The 17468-nt window shown below is 72.3% G+C and carries 13 protein-coding genes; 6 read left to right on the top strand and 7 right to left on the bottom strand.

The features are described from left to right. Positions 1 to 6 precede the first annotated feature (6 nt). The 3 genes from IF83_RS30630 to IF83_RS0124230 all read right to left on the bottom strand — a co-directional run bounded on the left by IF83_RS30630 (position 7) and on the right by IF83_RS0124230 (position 5064). Complete coding sequence (locus tag IF83_RS30630) at positions 7 to 1395, bottom strand: MFS transporter (protein WP_078843808.1); 1389 nt, start codon at positions 1393 to 1395, stop codon at positions 7 to 9. A gap of 363 nt (positions 1396 to 1758) precedes the next feature. Beyond that, entirely contained in the window at positions 1759 to 4338 is a 2580-nt protein-coding gene (locus IF83_RS0124235; RefSeq protein ID WP_030547595.1) for a hypothetical protein, read from the bottom strand. Between the two features lie 147 nt (positions 4339 to 4485). Further along, positions 4486 to 5064, bottom strand: a complete 579-nt coding sequence (locus IF83_RS0124230; RefSeq protein WP_030547593.1) for a Uma2 family endonuclease — start codon at positions 5062 to 5064, stop codon at positions 4486 to 4488. A 244-nt stretch (positions 5065 to 5308) separates the two neighbouring features. On the opposite strand from IF83_RS0124230, the gene IF83_RS0124225 reads away from it, so the two are divergent. The 3 genes from IF83_RS0124225 to IF83_RS0124215 all read left to right on the top strand — a co-directional run bounded on the left by IF83_RS0124225 (position 5309) and on the right by IF83_RS0124215 (position 9616). Next, the gene (locus IF83_RS0124225) at positions 5309 to 8050 is read left to right on the top strand and encodes an ATP-dependent Clp protease ATP-binding subunit (RefSeq protein WP_030547591.1); all 2742 of its coding nucleotides are present in this window, start codon (positions 5309 to 5311) and stop codon (positions 8048 to 8050) included. A gap of 231 nt (positions 8051 to 8281) precedes the next feature. Further along, positions 8282 to 8827 carry a YbjN domain-containing protein gene (locus IF83_RS0124220; protein WP_030547589.1) on the top strand — a complete coding sequence of 182 codons (546 nt, stop codon included), beginning with the start codon at positions 8282 to 8284 and terminating at the stop codon, positions 8825 to 8827. Between the two features lie 234 nt (positions 8828 to 9061). After that, positions 9062 to 9616: a Uma2 family endonuclease gene (locus IF83_RS0124215; RefSeq protein WP_030547586.1), complete on the top strand. Its 555-nt coding sequence runs from the start codon at positions 9062 to 9064 to the stop codon at positions 9614 to 9616. Positions 9617 to 9735: 119 nt separating this feature from the next. On the opposite strand, the gene IF83_RS0124210 is transcribed toward IF83_RS0124215, so the two are convergent. The 4 genes from IF83_RS0124210 to IF83_RS0124195 all read right to left on the bottom strand — a co-directional run bounded on the left by IF83_RS0124210 (position 9736) and on the right by IF83_RS0124195 (position 13936). Then, complete coding sequence (locus tag IF83_RS0124210) at positions 9736 to 10902, bottom strand: pyridoxal phosphate-dependent aminotransferase (protein ID WP_030547584.1); 1167 nt, start codon at positions 10900 to 10902, stop codon at positions 9736 to 9738. A 69-nt stretch (positions 10903 to 10971) separates the two neighbouring features. Beyond that, positions 10972 to 12249, bottom strand: a complete 1278-nt coding sequence (locus IF83_RS0124205) for a restriction endonuclease subunit S domain-containing protein (RefSeq protein WP_030547582.1) — start codon at positions 12247 to 12249, stop codon at positions 10972 to 10974. After that, positions 12249 to 13748 (bottom strand): N-6 DNA methylase, encoded by a 1500-nt coding sequence (locus IF83_RS0124200; RefSeq protein WP_030547580.1) that lies wholly within the window; start codon positions 13746 to 13748, stop codon positions 12249 to 12251. The genes IF83_RS0124205 and IF83_RS0124200 overlap by 1 nt, the downstream gene beginning before the upstream one ends. Beyond that, positions 13745 to 13936, bottom strand: a complete 192-nt coding sequence (locus tag IF83_RS0124195; protein ID WP_030547578.1) for a hypothetical protein — start codon at positions 13934 to 13936, stop codon at positions 13745 to 13747. The genes IF83_RS0124200 and IF83_RS0124195 overlap by 4 nt, the downstream gene beginning before the upstream one ends. 533 nt (positions 13937 to 14469) lie before the next feature. Between IF83_RS0124195 and IF83_RS0124190 the strand changes: the two genes are divergently transcribed. From IF83_RS0124190 to IF83_RS0124180, 3 genes are all read left to right on the top strand, one after another. Beyond that, entirely contained in the window at positions 14470 to 14733 is a 264-nt protein-coding gene (locus tag IF83_RS0124190) for a hypothetical protein (RefSeq protein ID WP_030547576.1), read from the top strand. 389 nt (positions 14734 to 15122) lie between these two features. Next, positions 15123 to 15641, top strand: coding sequence for a DUF2617 family protein (locus IF83_RS0124185; protein ID WP_030547574.1), 519 nt, complete (start codon positions 15123 to 15125; stop codon positions 15639 to 15641). 75 nt (positions 15642 to 15716) lie between these two features. Next, positions 15717 to 17363, top strand: coding sequence for a polyamine aminopropyltransferase (locus IF83_RS0124180; protein WP_030547572.1), 1647 nt, complete (start codon positions 15717 to 15719; stop codon positions 17361 to 17363). Positions 17364 to 17468: the final 105 nt, after the last annotated feature.

Genomic DNA, 17468 nt, shown 5'->3' with positions numbered 1-17468 from the left:
GGTCCTTTATGGTTCCCGGGAGATCTCCCGCGGGCCGGTCGGCCCGCGGGTGCGCAGGGCGCCGGGCGGAAGATGCCGTTCGAGGAGCAGGACGGCGCCCGCGGCCAGGCAGTTGACCACGCCGAGGGCCGCCCACGGCAGGGAGCGGTGCAGCTCGAAGAGAGTGGTGAAGAAGGCCGGGGCGATGATCCCGGCGAAGGCGAAGCTGTACTGGTAGGCGGCCAGGTAGCGGCCCCGGGCGGCGAGCGGGGCGACCGCCGTCGCCAGCCCCATGGAGACCGGGGCGTGCATCAGTTCGGCCAGGGTGAAGAGCAGCGTGGCGGCCGCCAGCAGCGGGAGCACCCACGACGGCCGGTCGGGAACGAGTCCGGAGTACGCGAACGACCAGGCCGCCCACAGCCCGGCCGCAGCCGCCAGCACCCGGGTCCGCCGGTACGGGGCGAGCCGCTGGGCCACAGGGGCGGCCAGCAGCGACACCAGCACCATGTTGCCGACGAGGACCGCCGAGGTGAGCCCGGCGGGGGCGCGCAGGCCGGTCTCCACGAAGGTCGGGAGGGCGAGGGCGAGCATCATGGTCGTCATGGCGAAGACCGTGTTGATACCGGTCAGGGCGAGGAACGGGCCGTCCCGGAGCATGGTGCGGTAGCCGGCGCGAGGGGCTTCGGTACCGTCCGCGCGCCGTCCGGTGCGCCCCTCCGCCTCCCCCGCCGCGTCCTCCCCCGCCGCGTCCTCCCTCGCCCCGCCCTCTCCGCCGCCCCCGTGGCCGTCGTGCCGTGGCCTGGGCGCGCGGACGAAGACCCCGATCACCAGAGCCGCCACGGCGAAGCACCCCGCTGCCCCGTACGCGACGGCGCGGTAGGCGTCCGCCCTGCCGTCGGCGATGACGAGCCCGGTGAGGAGACCTCCCGCACCGATGCCCGCCGTGCGGGCCATCGTCGCCCAGCCGAACCAGGTGTCCTTGGTCAGTGCGGACCGGCTGCCGTCCGCGTAGTCGGCGATCACGGTGAAGACGGCCGACCAGAAGAAGCGCACGCCGCTCGCGACCAGCGCCACGGCGAGGAAGAGGCTCACCGGCCCGTCGGCCCGGCCGTAGGCGAGATAGCCGAGGCCGTGCAGCACCTGGGAGGCGACGACGACGGGGAGCGCGCCGAACCGGTCGGCGAGCAGGCCCGTCCACACGGGGATCGGCAGGGTGAGAACGTTGGCCGCGCTGATCAGCACCCCGAGCGGGCCGACCGGGATGTCGGTGAGCCGGAGGAAGTAGACCAGGGAGAGCGGCAGGAACAGCCCGTTGCCGACCGCGTCGACGACGAGCGCCCCGATCAGCACGGGCCCGCCGCGGCTCCCGCGGTTGCCGCGCCCCGGACTCCCATCGGCGGACGCTGCCTTGGCCATGGACACGGGTCTCCGGATCGGGGGCGGGCGGCTGGGGCGTTGCCGATGGGGTCGTGCGGTGGGAGTGGTGAGCGCGGAGTCTTTCTGCCGGAGGGCCGCGGCATTGACCGCCGGTGTGGAGGATGCCATGCGGACGCGGGCAGGGTACGACGAGCGACGGTAGTGGCTTCCGGCCCGACGGCGCACACCAATTCCAGGCCTTGGGAAGCCCGTTGGGCTTACGCCGAGCCGGCGCAAGAGGCCGGCCCCTGGGGTGGTCCGTCCCCGTCGGCGTGGCTTTTGGTATCGGCCGGTCCGGCCCCGGGTTGCCGTGCTCCTCCGGGCTGCTCGGCCCCAGGTGTGACTCCTTCGTGCCCTCCCCGCTCAGTCCTCCGGCAAGGGCGACGGACCCGCCGCTCCCGCCGTCAGCCGGGCCAGCAGTGCCCGTGCCTCCGGGTCGTGGGCGGACAGTTCCTCGTAGGGGTGCCGCGGCCACAGCGGGCGGCCCTCGATCCACGGCACGACCAACGCCGGGATGTCCAGCCAGCCGCGCAGCTCGGCTTCGCCCACCGGCGCGGGCAGCCCGAGCCCCGGGTGCTTGCCGCGACCCGGCGGCAGCACGGTCAGGACCGCTTCCGGCAGGTCGTCCGGGCCGCCGTGCGCCGGGAAGAGGACGAGGTTCGGCAGACCGCCGTACGGGTCGTACAGCAGGACGTAGCGCTTCGGCACGGGGACGGGCGCGCGGGCGGCCAGCGCGAGCCGCCGGGCGAGCGGAACGCCCCAGGTCAGCGCCCGGTGGAGGTGCACGGCGCCCATGACGGCGCCTGCGGCTATCCCCAGCACGACGAGCACGGTGACGTCCTCCGGCCACACCGTGTACAGCACCGCCAAGGGGGCCGCAGATCCCAGTCCCCAGGCGGCGGGCGGCAGTTGCGACATGTCGAGCAGGGTGCGGACGCGCCACCAGGGCACCTTCCGTACGTCCGCCTCCGGACGCCACCGCCCCTTCGCGGGCCGGGGCAGGGCTTGGCGCTCCGCCTCCGCCGCAAGAACGGCATAAGACGGCTGGACGGTGCGGGGCGGGGTGCCGCCCGGGGCCCCGCTGCCTCCGGCCGGGCCGGCGAACGGGTTGCCGTAGCCGTCGGCCGCGGCCGCCCCGTGAACGGGCGCCCCGGGGCCGTACGCCGCCGGGACAGCCCGCCGTACCGCCATCGTCCGGCGTGTCCACCGGATCCCGCCGCCGAGGAAGCCGGGGACGGCGACGGCGAGCCCGGCCACCGTGAGCACGGCATAGCCGTCGAAGGCGGCGGTGCCTTCCCCGTACTCGTTGTAGAGGTCGCCCTTCCACGGGCCGTGGGCCACGACCCATCCCCGCTCCCAGCCGACCGGGGTGTCCGGGTCGGGATCGCACTGGAACGGACCGGTGCGCTTCGTGCCGTTCCCGGGGTCGGTCCAGCTCACCGTGCAGCGGCCGAGGGAGTCCTTGTCGTGCACCGTGAGTTCGACCCTCGGGTCGGTCTCGGAGGCCATGTAGCCGCCGAGCCCGGCACCCGTGACCAGGACGCCGAGGAGGACGGCCCAGCGGAAGAGTCCGGGGACGCGGCCACGGGTCTTCGAGACGGCTCCGGCCTCCGGTGCCCGGAGGTCCGGCTCCGGCTGTACCGGCCGCGGCTGCCCGGACTGCGGCTGCTCCGCATCCGGCTGTACCGGATCGGGGCGCAGCGCCAGCCCTTCGCTCTCGGCGGTGCGGCACAGCCGCTCCCTGGTGCGCCGGCCCCGGACGGGCTTGACCCAGACCAGTTCCCCGCTCCCCGGCGGGGAGATCACTCCGCCCGCGCGGGGATCGCCGCACCACCACAGGACGCCGCTGGGCCCCGGAGCGACCAAGTGGTAGCGCTGCCGGACCGCGACGGCGGTCATGGGCCACCAGGTGCCGGTCTCGGAATCCCGCAGAACGACCGTCGCGGAGTGCAGGGTGCGGCCGATGCCCACGGCGGGGCAGGCGGTCCAGTGATGTGCGGACAGCGTCCGTTCCATCCGGCGGGCGATGCGCAGGGAGCCGAGCCCGATGGCGACCAGCACGAGCAGAGGGCCGAGGGCCTGCGGGGCGAAGAACGCGGCGGCGCCGTCGGCGACGGCGATGAGCGCGGCGGCCGCGAGCACTCCTGCCGCCCCCGCGGCCGCGAGTCTCCGGGCGCGGTGGCGGTAGTCCTCCAGCGCACGGGCGGTCGCGGGCAGGTCCAGGGCGGGGGTGTCATGCCCTCCTGCTTCCGGAAGCGGGCCCCGGACCGGTGCGGAAGGGCCGGTGGGGTGGGCCTTGACCAGGCTCACCCGAGGTTCGGCCGGGCTCGCCGACGGCTGCCCGTCCGCGGCGGCGGAGGCCGTTCCGGGGCTCCCTGCCGTGGCGGTTCGAGGTGTCCTGTCGTACGGTCCCGGTTCTCGCCGGCCCAGCCGGAGCGACCACCGGGTCAGCCCTCCGATGACGCCCGCGCCGGCCAGCCCGAAGCCCCCCAGAGCCAGGCGGCCGTTGACCTCATCGGCGACGGTGCCGTCGCCGTACCGGTCGTAGAGGTCCCCCTTCCAGGGGCCGTACGACACCAGATAGCCCAACTCCCAGTCGTCGAGCCGGTAGTCATGCTTCGGGTCGCACCGGAAGGGGCCGGTCCGTTCCGTGCCGTCCCAGGGCACGGTCCAGCTGACGGTGCAGCGGCCGTCGCCCTCCGCGTGGAGCACGGTGAGATCGACGACCGGATCACTGTCGGCGGCGTTGCTCCCGGCCAGGCCGAGGCCCATGACGAGCACGCCGAGGAGGACGGCCCAGCGGAAGAGGCCCCAGCCGATACGGACCGGGAAGGCCGCCGTGCCGTCCGGGACCGGGGAGGCCCACGGCCCTGCCGCGTGCGGTGTCTCCGGGGGGCGGGACGCATGCGGGCCCGTCTCTCTGCCGTCCTCCGCTGAAGCCATGTTGTGCCCCCCCGTCACGCCTATGACTGCCGGTCAGGGAGCCTAACCGGCGGTTCACGAGGGCGTAAGGGCAGGCCGGAGGTGTGGGGCGCCGGGACCCGGGGAGGAACGGACGAGACGGTTCCGGGAGGGCTGCCGCGCGGCGACTCAGGCGAACTCGGAGGTGTCCAGGTCGAAGCCGAACGGCTCGGGCAGCGGCAGCGGCTTGCCGAAGGAGACGGAGTGCGACTCGGCGTAGTCGGTTTCCCCCGGCTCCTCGAAGAGCGTGACCGTGCCCTTCTCGCGGTCGACGAGGAGGTAGCGGGGGATGCCGGCGCGGGCGTAGCAGTGCCGCTTGGCGAAGCGGTCGCCGTCCGGCTTGGCGGAGGTCACCTCGGCGACCAGGGCGACGCCGGCGGCGGGCATCCAGGGTTCGGCGCCGCGGAAGAGCCGGAGTGCTCGTGGAGCGAAGGTCGCGTCGGGGATCGCGTAGTTCCGGGGGCAGAGGGCGCCGCGCGGCAGGACGATGCCCTTGTTCCCCGAGCACTGCATGTCGGTTGCCGATCGCCGGTAGACCTGCGTGACGACGGCGTCCACGGTGTGCTGGTGGTTGCCGTCGGGTGGCATGGTCACCGAGATCTCCCCCTCGATCAGCTCGGCCCGGACCCCCTCAGGGGTGCCCAGGGCCAGAAAGGCCTCTTGGAGGGCTTCTCCCTGCGCGGACGTCGGCTCGCAGGCCACGGTCATCGTGTTCCCTCCCCGTTCTTCTGCTGCTGCGACCGTAGGAGGCGGTGGCGGGCCGTTGTTCGGAAGAGCCGATGAGTTCGCCCGATCGAGGGGTGGAGTGGGTAGCCGCTGACGAGGGCGTCCGGGTGCCCCGCGGCCCCGGAGTTTGGGCAGGAAGCCCCGCCCGTCCCACCCTTGAGTGGGGTAGACTCAACTTAATTCAGGTGCACCAGAGCAGGAACCGCAGGAGAGGAGCAGAGGTCACGTGGATGCCGAGCTGACCAACAGGAGCCAGGAAGCGATCAGCGCGGCCGGTCGGCGTGCCGTGTCCGCGGGCAACCCGGACATCACCCCCGTCCACCTTCTGCTCGCGCTGCTCGAAGGCCAGGAGAACGAGAACATCCAGGACCTCCTGGCCGCCGTCGAGGCCGACCAGGCCGCCCTGCGCTCCGGGGCCGAGCGGCTGCTCGGCGCGCTGCCCGCCGTGCAGGGCTCCACCGTCGCCCCGCCCCAGCCGGACCGCGAGCTGCTCGCGGTCGCCGCCGACGCCTCGCAGCGCGCGAAGGAGCTCGGCGACGCCTACATCTCCACCGAGCATCTGCTCATCGGCCTCGCCGCCCAGGGCGGCCGCACCGGTGAACTGCTCGGCCAGCAGGGCGCGAGCGCCGAGGAGCTGCTCAAAGCCTTCCAGAACAACCGCGGAGGACGACGCGTGACCACGCCCGACCCGGAGGGCACCTACAAGGCCCTGGAGAAGTTCGGTACCGACTTCACCGCCATCGCCCGCGAGGGCAAGCTCGACCCGGTCATCGGCCGTGACGCCGAGATCCGCCGCGTCGTGCAGGTGCTCTCCCGCCGTACGAAGAACAACCCGGTCCTGATCGGTGAGCCCGGCGTCGGCAAGACGGCCGTCGTCGAGGGGCTCGCCCAGCGCATCGTGAAGGGCGACGTGCCCGAGTCGCTCAAGGACAAGCGCCTGGTCGCGCTCGACATCGGCGCGATGCTCGCCGGCGCCAAGTACCGCGGCGAGTTCGAGGAGCGGCTGAAGACCGTGCTCTCCGAGATCAAGGAGAGCGAGGGCCGCATCATCACCTTCATCGACGAGCTGCACACCGTCGTCGGCGCGGGCGCCGGCGGCGACTCGGCGATGGACGCGGGCAACATGCTCAAGCCGATGCTGGCCCGCGGCGAGCTGCGCATGGTCGGCGCCACGACGCTCGACGAGTACCGGGAGCGGATCGAGAAGGACCCGGCCCTGGAGCGCCGCTTCCAGCAGGTGCTGGTCGCCGAGCCCTCCGTGCAGGACTCCATCGCGATCCTCCGCGGCCTCAAGGGGCGCTACGAGGCGCACCACGGCGTGCAGATCGCGGACTCCGCGCTGGTCGCCGCCGCCACCCTCTCCGACCGCTACATCACCTCCCGCTTCCTCCCGGACAAGGCCATCGACCTCGTCGACGAGGCCGCGTCCCGCCTCCAGATGGAGATCGACTCCTCGCCCGTCGAGATCGACGAACTCCAGCGCGCCGTCGACCGGCAGATGATGGAGGAGGAGTCCCTGCTCGCCATCGAAGTGGGCGACGAGAAGCGCAGGTTCCTCAAGAAGCAGGACCGCGAGAAGGACCTCTCCCCGGACGCCCGCGAGCGGCTGGAGAAGCTGCGCAGGGAGCGCGCGGAGAAGGAGGAGAAGCTGCGCGCCCTGAAGGCCCGCTGGGACAGCGAGAAGGCCATCCACACCCGGGTCGGCGAGCTGAAGAAGCGCCTCGACGAGCTGGAGACGGAGCTGGAGCTGGCCGAGCGCAAGGCGCCCGAGACGGGCGACTGGGTCACCCCCGGGCGGCTGCGCTCCGAGGTGATCCCGCAGACCCGCAAGGAGCTGGAGGAGGCCACCGCCGCGCAGAAGGATCTGCAGGGCGGCGGCATGGTCGGCGAGGAGGTCGGCCCGGACGACATCGCCGGCGTCGTCGCCGCCTGGACCGGTATCCCCGCCGGCCGGCTGCTGGAGGGCGAGACGCAGAAGCTGCTGCGGATGGAGGACGAGCTCGGCAAGCGCCTCATCGGGCAGCGGGAGGCCGTCCGCGCGGTCTCGGACGCCGTGCGCCGCACCCGGGCCGGGATCTCCGACCCGGACCGGCCCACCGGATCGTTCCTCTTCCTCGGCCCGACCGGTGTCGGCAAGACCGAGCTGGCCAAGACGCTCGCCGACTTCCTCTTCGACGACGAGCGCGCCATGGTCCGGATCGACATGAGCGAGTACAGCGAGAAGCACTCGGTGGCCCGGCTCGTCGGGGCGCCCCCCGGCTACGTCGGCTACGAGGAGGGCGGCCAGCTGACGGAGGCGGTGCGCCGCCGCCCGTACAGCGTGATCCTGCTGGACGAGGTGGAGAAGGCCCACCACGAGGTCTTCGACATCCTGCTGCAGGTGCTGGACGACGGCCGGCTCACCGACGGACAGGGGCGGACGGTCGACTTCCGCAACACCATCCTCATCCTCACCTCCAACCTCGGCTCGCACTATCTGGTCGACCCGGCGATCAGCGAGGAGGAGAAGAAGGAGCGGGTGCTGGAGACCGTGCGGTCCTCCTTCCGGCCCGAGTTCCTCAACCGCCTCGACGATCTGGTGGTGTTCCACGCCCTGGGCACCGGCCAGCTCAAGCGGATCGCCCAGCTCCAGATCGACCAGCTCCAGCGGCGGCTGACCGACCGCCGGCTCACCCTGGACGTCAGCGAGGACGCCCTGGAGTGGCTGTCCCGGCTGGGCCACGCGCCGAAGGCGGAGGCCGGGACCGGGGCCGCGGCCGACGGGGCCGGGGCGGCGGAGGCCGGACCGGATCTGTCGTACGGCGCCCGGCCGCTGCGCCGGCTGGTCCAGACGGCGATCGGCGACCAGCTCGCCCGGGAGATCCTGGCCGGCACCGTCCGGGACGGCGACACCGTGCGGGTCGACGTGGCGGCGGACGGCCGCGGCCTGGCCGTCGGCGCGGCCGACCGGACCGGCACGGACGACTGAGGCGGAGCCCCGCCCGGCTCCGGCCCCGTCGTCCCCGTACGGTCCCCGCCCGGCCTCCGGATGTCCGTCCGGAGGCCGGGCGGAGGCTCACCGGAGCCCGCGCGCGAGGACGGGCAGCCGCGGGGGCCGGGACGGGCTGACACGCCGCGCGCCGGATTCGGCGGCCCGCACTTGCCAGCCCCCGCCCGCGGTGGGGGAGGATGGCAGGAACCGTCTGAAGGGAAAACCACGGTGAGCATCGACCCGTCCTCGATTCCGAATTTCGGGGGCCAGCAGCCCGAACAGCAGCCGTCGGGGCCGCCGCCCGGTCCCGTCGTCCCCGATCAGGACCTGGTCAAGCAGCTCCTGGAGCAGATGGAGCTGAAGTACGTCGTCGACGACGAGGGTGACCTCGCCGCGCCGTGGGAGCAGTTCCGCACGTACTTCATGTTCCGCGGCGAGGAGGAGCAGCAGGTCTTCTCCGTCCGGACGTTCTACGACCGGGCGCACGAGATCGACAGCAAGCCCCAGCTGCTGGAGGCGATCGACGACTGGAACCGGCGCACCCTGTGGCCGAAGGTCTACACCCACACCAACGACGACGGCACCGTCCGTCTGATCGGTGAGGCGCAGATGCTGATCGGCGTCGGGGTCAGCCTGGAGCACTTCGTCTCCAGCACGGTCAGCTGGGTGCGGGCCTCGATCGAGTTCGACAAGTGGCTCGTCGAGCAACTCGGCCTGGAGGCCGAGGTCGAGTCGGCCGAGCCGGAGGACAAGAAGGACGACGGCGAGGCCTGACCGAGCCGAGCCGCCCCGGCCCCACAGCACCACGCTCCACAGCACCACGCGAGCCCGGCCTCCCGGCCGGGCTCGCGCGCGTTCCGGCCGTCCCCGTGAGGCCGGATCGCCCCCCGGGCGCCGGAACCGCGACGGACCCGGAAACGGCCGGGACCGTTCTCACAGCCACACCGCTGGGCTCGGTCACCCGGTGCTGCCCGCCGTATCCTGACCTCATACGGGAAGGAGCCGTCCATGAGCGTCGACGCGATCGTGCACACCGAGTTCCCCAAGGGGTACACGCTCCTGTTCGGGGCCGACGGAAAGGTGATCATGACTCCGCAGAGCGAAGAGCACTCCAGCACCATCAGGTCGATGCAGATCGACTCCGCTCTCGCTCTCGGCCGTCACGCGAAGGTCACCTCCGACGTCTACATCGACTTCCCCGCGGACGAGAACTCCGCCCCCGATCTGGCGATCCTTCGCGAGGACGCCCGCCGGGACGGCAAGCGCTACAGCTTCGAAGACGTCCTGCTGATCTCCGAGGTCGTCTCGACCTCTTCCGCGCGCAAGGACTACGACGACTGCACCAGGAAGTACGGCCGCTACGGCATTCCGATCTATCTGGTCGTGGACCCCTACGCCCAGGAAGTCGTTCTCCACACCCGGCCGACCGCCGAGGGGTACATCGCGGCACACACCCACAAGTACGGCACGGGCAAGCTCCCCATCCCGCTGGCCGACGGCCGCACCTTCACCCTCGACCTCGACGAGCTCCCGCGCCCGGAGCCCGAAACGGACGCCCGCTGACGAAGGACCCCGGTGCCCGTCCCGGCTGGGGAGCCGCTGGGGGCGGCATCGCTCCCGCGGCTCCTCTCGGGCCACCAGGTCTCCCGGGAACGCGCTGCGGCAAGACGGCCGGCGCGGGTTCAGCCCGCAAGGCGCCGCAGGCGGTCCGCGGCTTCGGCGAGGACGTCGTCCTTCTTGCAGAAGGTGAACCGGACCTGGCTGCGTCCGGCGTCCGGGTCGTCGTAGAAGACGGAGTTGGGGATGGCCACGACGCCGCAGCGTTCGGGGAGCGCGCGGCAGAAGGCGTAGGCGTCCTTCTCGCCGAAGGGCGTGATGTCGGTGGTGATGAAGTACGTGCCCTGGGGCTGGTGAACCTCGAACCCGGCCGCGCGCAGGCCGTCGCCGAGCAGGTCGCGCTTGCGGCGGAGGTCGGCGCGGAAGCCGTCGAAGTACGCGTCCGGCAGGCGCAGTGCCTCGGCGATCGCGTACTGGAAAGGGCCCGCGCTGACATAGGTCAGATACTGCTTGGCCGTCCGGACGGCGGCGACGAGCGGGCCGCTCGCCGTGACCCAGCCGACCTTCCAGCCGGTGAACGAGAAGGTTTTTCCCGCCGAGCTGATGGTGACCGTGCGCTCGCGCATCCCGGGGAACGACGCCAGCGGCAGGTGCTCCCCGTCGAAGACCAGGTGCTCGTAGACCTCGTCCGTGACGACCAGCAGGTCGTGTTCGACGGCGAGTGCGGCGATGGCGCTCTGCTCTTGAGCGGTGAGGACCGTCCCGGTCGGGTTGTGCGGGGTGTTCAGGAGAAGGAGGCGGGTCCGCTGGGTGATCTTGGCCCGCAGCTCGTCCAGGTCCGGACGGAATGACGGTGCGCGCAGCGTGAGCGGCACCCGCCGCGCGCCGGCCATCGCGATGCAGGCGGCGTAGGAGTCGTAGAAGGGTTCAAAGGCGATGACCTCGTCGCCCGGCTCCAGCAGCGCCAGCAGAGCGGCGGCGATGGCCTCGGTGGCGCCGGCGGTGACCAGGACCTCGGTGTCGGGGTCGAAGGAGAGGCCGTAAAAGCGCCGCTGGTGGTCGGAGACCGCGGAACGGAGCTCCGGGACGCCCGGGCCGGGCGGGTACTGGTTGCCCTTCCCCTCCCGCAGGGCGCGGACGGCGGCCTCGCGGATCTCCTCGGGGCCGTCGGTGTCGGGGAAGCCCTGGCCCAGGTTGATGGCGCCCGTCGCGGTCGCGAGTGCCGACATCTCCGCGAAGATCGTCGTCCCGAGCCCGTCCAGCCTTCGGTTCAGCAGCGGCCTGTTACCCATACTCATCTCTCCACCGTCCCTCACTCGGATCCCCTGCGAGCGGCCTGAGGGTCATCCTGACTCATCACCTCACCGGTCCTGTCCCCGCGGGGTGGTACGGGGAGCTCGGGGACGAGGGACGCCGGCGCTCCGCTCTTCCCGCTCGGCGATCGGCTCCCGGAGGACACCGGCCTTCGCCGAGATGTCACGCAGGAGCGCGTCCCGCAGGTCGTGCAGCGTTGCGATCTTGGAGACCAGGAGCCGCGCCGCGGCGTGCAGCGGTCCGGCCGCCTTGTGGAAGCCGGCGCGGGTGGACCAGTCCGGCCAGGCGATCTCCAGCCCCTTGAGGGCGCGGGCGGAGATCTCCCGGCCGTTCTGGCCTTGCGCCAGCTCGGCGATGGCACCGCTCCGGCTTCTGAGTTCGTGGAGCAGCCACCAACCGTCCTCGTTCTCGACGGGCCGTACGGCAACGACGCTTCTGAGCGGTGTCGCCGGCCGGCCCAGCACAGCGATATGCGCGCCGTCGGAACGGGTGCTCAGCACGAGGGTTCCCGGCGGATGGATTCCGCCGCCGTCGGCCGGGCCGCTCAGCCGGAACCTCTGGACGTGAGGCACGGGGAGGTCGTACAGGTCCCTGGGGGCGATCACATCGATGACGGGTCCCGGAGGCGACGGGGGGAGCGAGCGTTCGGAACCCTTGCCCGACTTCGGCTGGGCGACCTCCGCGAGCGCTCGTGTTTCCCGCGACGGACCGGAAGAGACCCAGTCGTCGTGAAGCGCGTCCGCCAGCTCCACCGCCTTGCGCGCTGTCTCCCGGTACAGCGAGGTCATCTCCTCGATGAGGCCGAAGACCCGGTGGTAGGCGGTGACGACGTCCGGCGGGGGCAGCGGCAACGGCATGTGGCGGAGGGTGTCGAGGCTGATGGTGGGCTCGACGTGTGCCGTTACGTCCTCGTCGATCCGGGCCTTGGCCGTGGGGGTCTGCAGCCAGATGCGCAGCCACCGCACGATGAGCGGCTCAGCGCGGACGATGCCGATCGACCTGGTCGCTGTCCATCCCGCGTGCTCCGAGGTGACCAGCGCGGATTCGCCCACCCGCCGGACGAGTACGACGGCCAGGTCGCCCTCCCCGAGGGTCGCCCGGTTGGGTAGGGGGCGGCCCGGCGCGCGCTCAGTGGCCCGGGGAGCGAGGATCCTGCCATCCCTGACGAACGCCGAGCTGACGACTCCGAGAGCCTGATCCGCGGTCGCGTCGTCCAGGAAACCGCAGGTGGTGCGGATGTTTCTGCGGACTTCCTCGGCCTTGAGGGAAGTCGTCCGCCAAGCCGCCGTCCCCGAGCCGGCCCGCTCGGACTCGGCATCCGTCATCAGATCTCCTCCAAGGCATCCAGCAGCCGCAGTTCCAGATCGCGCATCTGGTCGAACCCATCGGCCAGTTCGAGCTTGAGCCGTTCGATCCGGTGCCGCGTGTCCCGTTCGGGGCCGGGCGGCTCCGCGGCGTACGAAGTCGGCATCAGGCTGTACGCGCGGTCGGCGATCTCTTCGGCTGAACAACTCCGGCACCAGCCGGCTGTGTCGCTGTACGGCGCCGCTGCCGCGCTGTTCCCGGGGAGACCACGCCAGGCTGCGAGCGTGTCCAGGATGAGAGCCGTGTTCTTGTCGCCCAGCTTCCGTGCTCTCGAGTCCGGCACCGGTTCGAAGGCCCGGCGCGCGTTGATGAAGAGCACCTGCCCGCGACGGTCCAGGACGCCCCAGCCGGTCCGGGCGCTCTTGTCCTTGTTGAACACCCACAGACAAGCGGAGGCCTTGGAGTGCCCGAACACGCGGAGCGGCAGGGCGATCACGCACTCGACGAGGTCGTCACGCAGCAGTCGCTCGCGGAGCCGCCGTGGCGTGTCCTGCCGGCTGGTGGCCACGGTGTCGGCCATCAGGAAGACGGCGCGTCCCGCCGGGGCCAGCGCGTGCGAGATGTGCTGGATCCACGCGGCGTTGGCGGATCCCCGGGGCGGCGGTTCCTCCGGCCACCGGGGATCGGCGGGGAGGGGAGGGCCCGGCCGGCGGGCGTTCTCCTCTGCCCTCTCCCCCGGCATCCAGTCCCGCTGGTTGAAGGGAAGATTGGCCAGGACGATGTCGTGGGGCTCGGTTTCGGGCTCCGCCAGGCTGTCCCCGGGCGGAAGGATGTCGGCCGCGATCGCCCGCACCGAGAGATTCATCCGGGCCACCTGCGAGGTGGGGGCGTGCTGGTCCCTTCCCCGCAGCGACATGGCCGGGTTCAGCCCGACGCGCTCGCGGACGTAGCGGTGGCTTTCCACCAGCAGCCCGCCCGAACCGCAAACCGGGTCCAGCACCCTGTGTCCGTCGAGGGGGACGGCCGCGCCGACCATGAGGCGTGCCATGTCGCCGGGCGTGAAGTAGTTGCCGCCGTCGGCCCGGGCCGACGAGAGGTCCCGTAGGCACTGGTCGAGCAGGGGCCCGACCTGTTGAGTGGATCCGATGGCGTGCACGAGAGCGTGCAGAGGTCCTTCGGAGCCAGGAGGCGGAACGGGTAACAGGCTCACCGTGCCCGTTTCGGCGTCCTGGTCCTCGATCGCGGGGAGGCAGTGGACCAGGCACTTGGTGACGGCGGCGCGGAGGCCGCGCCCTGCCGGCTGACTCAGCAGCCACGACCATGTCGGTACGCCGGGCCCGGAGGCGGCGCGCGCGGTCCGGCTCAGGTACAGCAGGCCGAGGACGAGCCGAGTCGCGTCGGTGGTGTTCATGAGCCGTGAGAGCTGCGTGAGGTGTTGTCGCACCTTCACGAGCACCTGGTCGAGTGAGGCGGGATGCCGGTCCTGCGTGTGCCCTCGCAGGGCCTCCGTGTCGCTCACGAGCCCACCACGCCCACGGCCCCCATGACCACGATGAGAAGCGTCAGGGCGCCGGCGAAGGCGACCGCCCCGGTCTTGAGGGCCGCGGTGGGACGCCCTCCCTCGATGACGGTGACGAAGCTGCCGGCCACAGCGACGACAAGCGCCGCGAGGACCGCGATGATGACGTACATCAGCCTCAGCTGCACGTGGTTCCTTCCTGGGTCGAGGGGGATCGCTCCATGGCGAGGGTGTCGCGTGATCCCCCGGCGTCAGGAAGGACAGTAGAAGCCGCGGGCCGGACGGCGCTGGGTGCACGCTGTTTGGGAATTTCCGGGGCGCGTGCTCGAAGGTTCCACCCTGGGAGGCCGTGCACGTCGTTTGGGATCGATGGGCGCAGGTCCGTGAAGAGGCGCGGTCGGATGCTCACCTTGTGAGCAGAACAGGTGGGCCGGCAAGCCTTGACCCAGCCGGCCTTCCAGCCGGTGACGAGGTGGTTCTGCCCGCCGAGCCGATGGTGGCCGTTCGTTCGCGCTGGTGGCCGGCGACGGCGGTCCGCAACTCCGGGATGCGGGGCAGGGTTTCTCGCGGAGAGGACCCGGGGCGGGGCCCGAGCGGCCTTTCGGCGCTCGAACCTCTGGATTTGCTCAACTCTGCTTTCACCTCCTGACGCGACGGGCATCTCCCCCGCACACTGCGGAGCGGGGGGCTCGCTTCGGGGGACGAGAAGGGGAGTGGAGTGATGGGATTCGTGGTGTTCGCGGTGCTGCTGGCCGTGGTGCTGGCGGCGGTTGCGGGGGCGCGCGGTCAGTCCGCGCGCAACCGGAAGCGCAGCCGGGCGCGGGGGCGGAGCGGCGGGGGAGACTCCGGTGGCTCCGGCAACTCCAGCTGGTGGGCCGGGGACGGCGCTTCGTCGGACAGTGGTTCGTCCGACAGCGGCGGTTCGTCCTGCGGGGGCGGTTCCTCGTCCTGCGGCGGGGGCGGCGGCTGCGGCGGGGGCAGCTGACCGCGGGGGCCGGCCGCGGGGGCGGCTGACCGCGGGGGCGCCCGGCGCTGCCGGGCACACGGGGGGAGTGACGCCGACCGGCACGGGGCGGTCGGCGTCACTTTCGCGGCCACGGCCGGGTCATGCGTCCGGCCCATGCCGTCTCGCATATGCCATGGACCTTCTTCAACATCGTTTTATCTGATGGTTTTTGAACAGGTGAACACCCGCACCCCCTGGGGCATGGAAACCCGTCGAAGATGGGTAAAAACGCTGTGGGCACCGTGCACTTCATGATTCCGTATTCATCGGAACACCCCACGTGGGCACGAGCCGGCGAGTGATCTTTCCTGGGTCCTCTCTCCGAGGCGGGCCGGCCCACCATCCACTGCGTGCTGCGGAGCCGACCCATGCTCACCACTCTCGAAACCGCTTATTCCGACACCCGCGCAGCCGATCTCGCCTGGTGTCTCGGCAAGGAACCCCTGCCCGCGCTGGCCGTTCTCGATCTGCGGCTGGGGCCGGCGGAGGTGCAGTTGCGCCTGCTCGGCGCCTCCCATCAAGTGATCATCAAGGAAGGGGACAGCCATTGCTCGGAGACGGTGGCCTGCATACCCGGCAGCAGCACCCCGCTGCCCCTCGGGGCCGCCGAGAGCATCGGCGGCTGGGAGTACGAGTTCGCGGCGCGCGTCGAGACGCTGTCCCGCGGGTCGTTCGCCGGCCGGGCGCAGGAGCTGCTCGCCCTGGTGGCCGACCACCCCAACGGTCTGGCCGGGACCTTCCCCGGCGATCCGCACGCCTTCACGGCCATGCTGGTCCAGCGCTGCGAGGGCCGGGTGCGATGGCGCACCTGGCACGCCTATCCGCAGGAGGGGGCGCTCGTCACGACGCGCACCCAGGTCGGCGCCCGGAGGATGGCCCCCCTGTAGTGCGCCCCCGGCGCCCTCCGAGACAACCCTTGTGGGTGACAGGGCCGTGCAGACGGCTCACGTAGCGTTCCCCGCATGATCGATTCGCCTGAGCCACGGCTCCTGTCCCGCGCGGTCGCGCCGGACGAGCCGGAGAGCCCGGTGCGGCTGCCCGTACCGGCCGGGCTGGGACGACTTCTGGTATTGGCCGCGGTCTTCGTCTGCGCCGCCTGCGGGCTGGTGTACGAACTGGAACTGGTGGCGCTGGCCTCGTATCTCTTCGGGGACTCGGTCACCCAGGCGTCCGTCGTGCTGTCCGTGATGGTCTCCGCCATGGGTGCCGGCTCGCTGCTGGCCAAGCGGCTGCGGTGCCGGGCCGCGGTGGCCTTCGGGCTGGTGGAGGCGGCGCTCGCGCTGGCCGGCGGCTGCTCGGCCACGGCGCTCTACGCCTCCTTCGTCTGGTTCGGCGCGTCCCACGCCGTGCTGGTCGGGTTCTCGCTCGTCATCGGGGTACTGATCGGCGCCGAGGTGCCGCTGCTGATGACGCTCATCCAGCGCGTCCGCCGGCAGGACGCGGGCGGGGCGGTCGCCGACCTCTTCGCGGCCGACTACACCGGCGCGCTGGCCGGCGGTCTGGCCTTTCCCTTCCTGCTGCTGCCGCTGCTGGGCCAGCTGAGCGGCGCCCTGCTGACCGGGGCGGTGAACGCCCTGGCCGGCGGTGCGCTGGTGCTGTGGCTGTTCGGCCGCGATCTGACCGCCCGGGCCCGGCTGGTCCTGATCACGGCGAACGGCCTGGTGCTCGCGGTCCTCGCCGCCGGAACGTTCCTGGTGCCGTCCTTCGAACGGGCCGCGCGGCAGGCCGTCTACGGGGACGACGTACGGGTCGCCGTACGGACGGACTACCAGGAGGTCGTGCTCACAGGGGGGCCGGGCGGGGCCGGCGGTGGTGCTCCGCTCTCGCTCTTCGTCGACGGACGGCTGAGATTCAGCGGACGCGACGCCTGCCGTTATCACGAGGCCCTCGTCCACCCGGCGATGGACGGCCCGCGCGCGCGGGTACTGGTGCTGGGCGGCGGGGACGGCCTCGCGCTGCGCGAGGTGCTGCGGTACCCGGACGTCCGCTCGGTCACCGTGTTCGCGCCCGACCCCGGGCTGCTGCGACTGGGCCGCAGCGACCCGGGACTCTCCCGGCTGAACCGGGACTCCCTCGCCGACCCCCGGGTGCGGACGGTCACCGGAGACGTCTTCGGCCGGCTGCGGGAGGACGGTGCGGACGGGGGCGGCGGGGGGCCGTACGACGTGATCGTCTCGGATCTGCCCGACCCCGGCATCACGGCCGGCGCCAAGCTCTACTCCCGGGAGTTCTACGGGCTCGCGCGGCGCGCCCTCGCGCCCGGCGGGCGGCTGGTCGTCCACGCGGGCGCGCCGGACACCCACCCCCGGACGTACTGGACCGTCGACGCGACCCTGCGGGCGGCCGGGCTGCGCACCGCGCCGTACGCGGTGGGCGGCCGGCGGTCCGCCTACGCCGCCGGGCCGGACCGCTCGACGGAGGCCGAACACCCGTCCCGCACCTGGGGGTTCCTACTCGCCGCCCGCGCACCGGAGCGCCCGCGCCTGGCACCCGGCGCGCCCGTACGGCTCTCGCTGACCCCGCGGACACTGCGCACGGCGGAGCGCACGGCGGAGGACCTGCGGGTGGCGGGCGCGCGGGCCTCGACGCTGACGCATCCGCGGTATTGAGGCCCGCCGGCCGCCGTTTGCGCTGGAACGATTCGCCGCGGTGGGGTGCCGGGGGGCTCCTCCGGGGCCCCGTGTTCCCGGTCCGGGGGCGCGGTGCCGCCGTGA

It is taken from the genome of Streptomyces albus subsp. albus (genome assembly GCF_000719865.1).
Lineage (GTDB): Bacteria > Actinomycetota > Actinomycetes > Streptomycetales > Streptomycetaceae > Streptomyces > Streptomyces albus_E.
This window is presented reverse-complemented; position numbering and strand designations above follow the sequence as displayed.

Bases quoted from the DNA above. Each gene is read 5' to 3' on its own strand.
- IF83_RS30630 (WP_078843808.1), bottom strand. From the start codon at position 1,395: ATGGCCAAGGCAGCGTCCGCCGATGGGAGTCCGGGGCGCGGCAACCGC.
- IF83_RS0124235 (WP_030547595.1), bottom strand. From the start codon at position 4,338: ATGGCTTCAGCGGAGGACGGCAGAGAGACGGGCCCGCATGCGTCCCGC.
- IF83_RS0124205 (WP_030547582.1), bottom strand. From the start codon at position 12,249: ATGACGGATGCCGAGTCCGAGCGGGCCGGCTCGGGGACGGCGGCTTGG.
- IF83_RS0124210 (WP_030547584.1), bottom strand. From the start codon at position 10,902: ATGGGTAACAGGCCGCTGCTGAACCGAAGGCTGGACGGGCTCGGGACG.
- IF83_RS0124215 (WP_030547586.1), top strand. From the start codon at position 9,062: ATGAGCGTCGACGCGATCGTGCACACCGAGTTCCCCAAGGGGTACACG.
- IF83_RS0124190 (WP_030547576.1), top strand. From the start codon at position 14,470: ATGGGATTCGTGGTGTTCGCGGTGCTGCTGGCCGTGGTGCTGGCGGCG.
- IF83_RS0124185 (WP_030547574.1), top strand. From the start codon at position 15,123: ATGCTCACCACTCTCGAAACCGCTTATTCCGACACCCGCGCAGCCGAT.
- IF83_RS0124230 (WP_030547593.1), bottom strand. From the start codon at position 5,064: ATGACCGTGGCCTGCGAGCCGACGTCCGCGCAGGGAGAAGCCCTCCAA.
- IF83_RS0124180 (WP_030547572.1), top strand. From the start codon at position 15,717: ATGATCGATTCGCCTGAGCCACGGCTCCTGTCCCGCGCGGTCGCGCCG.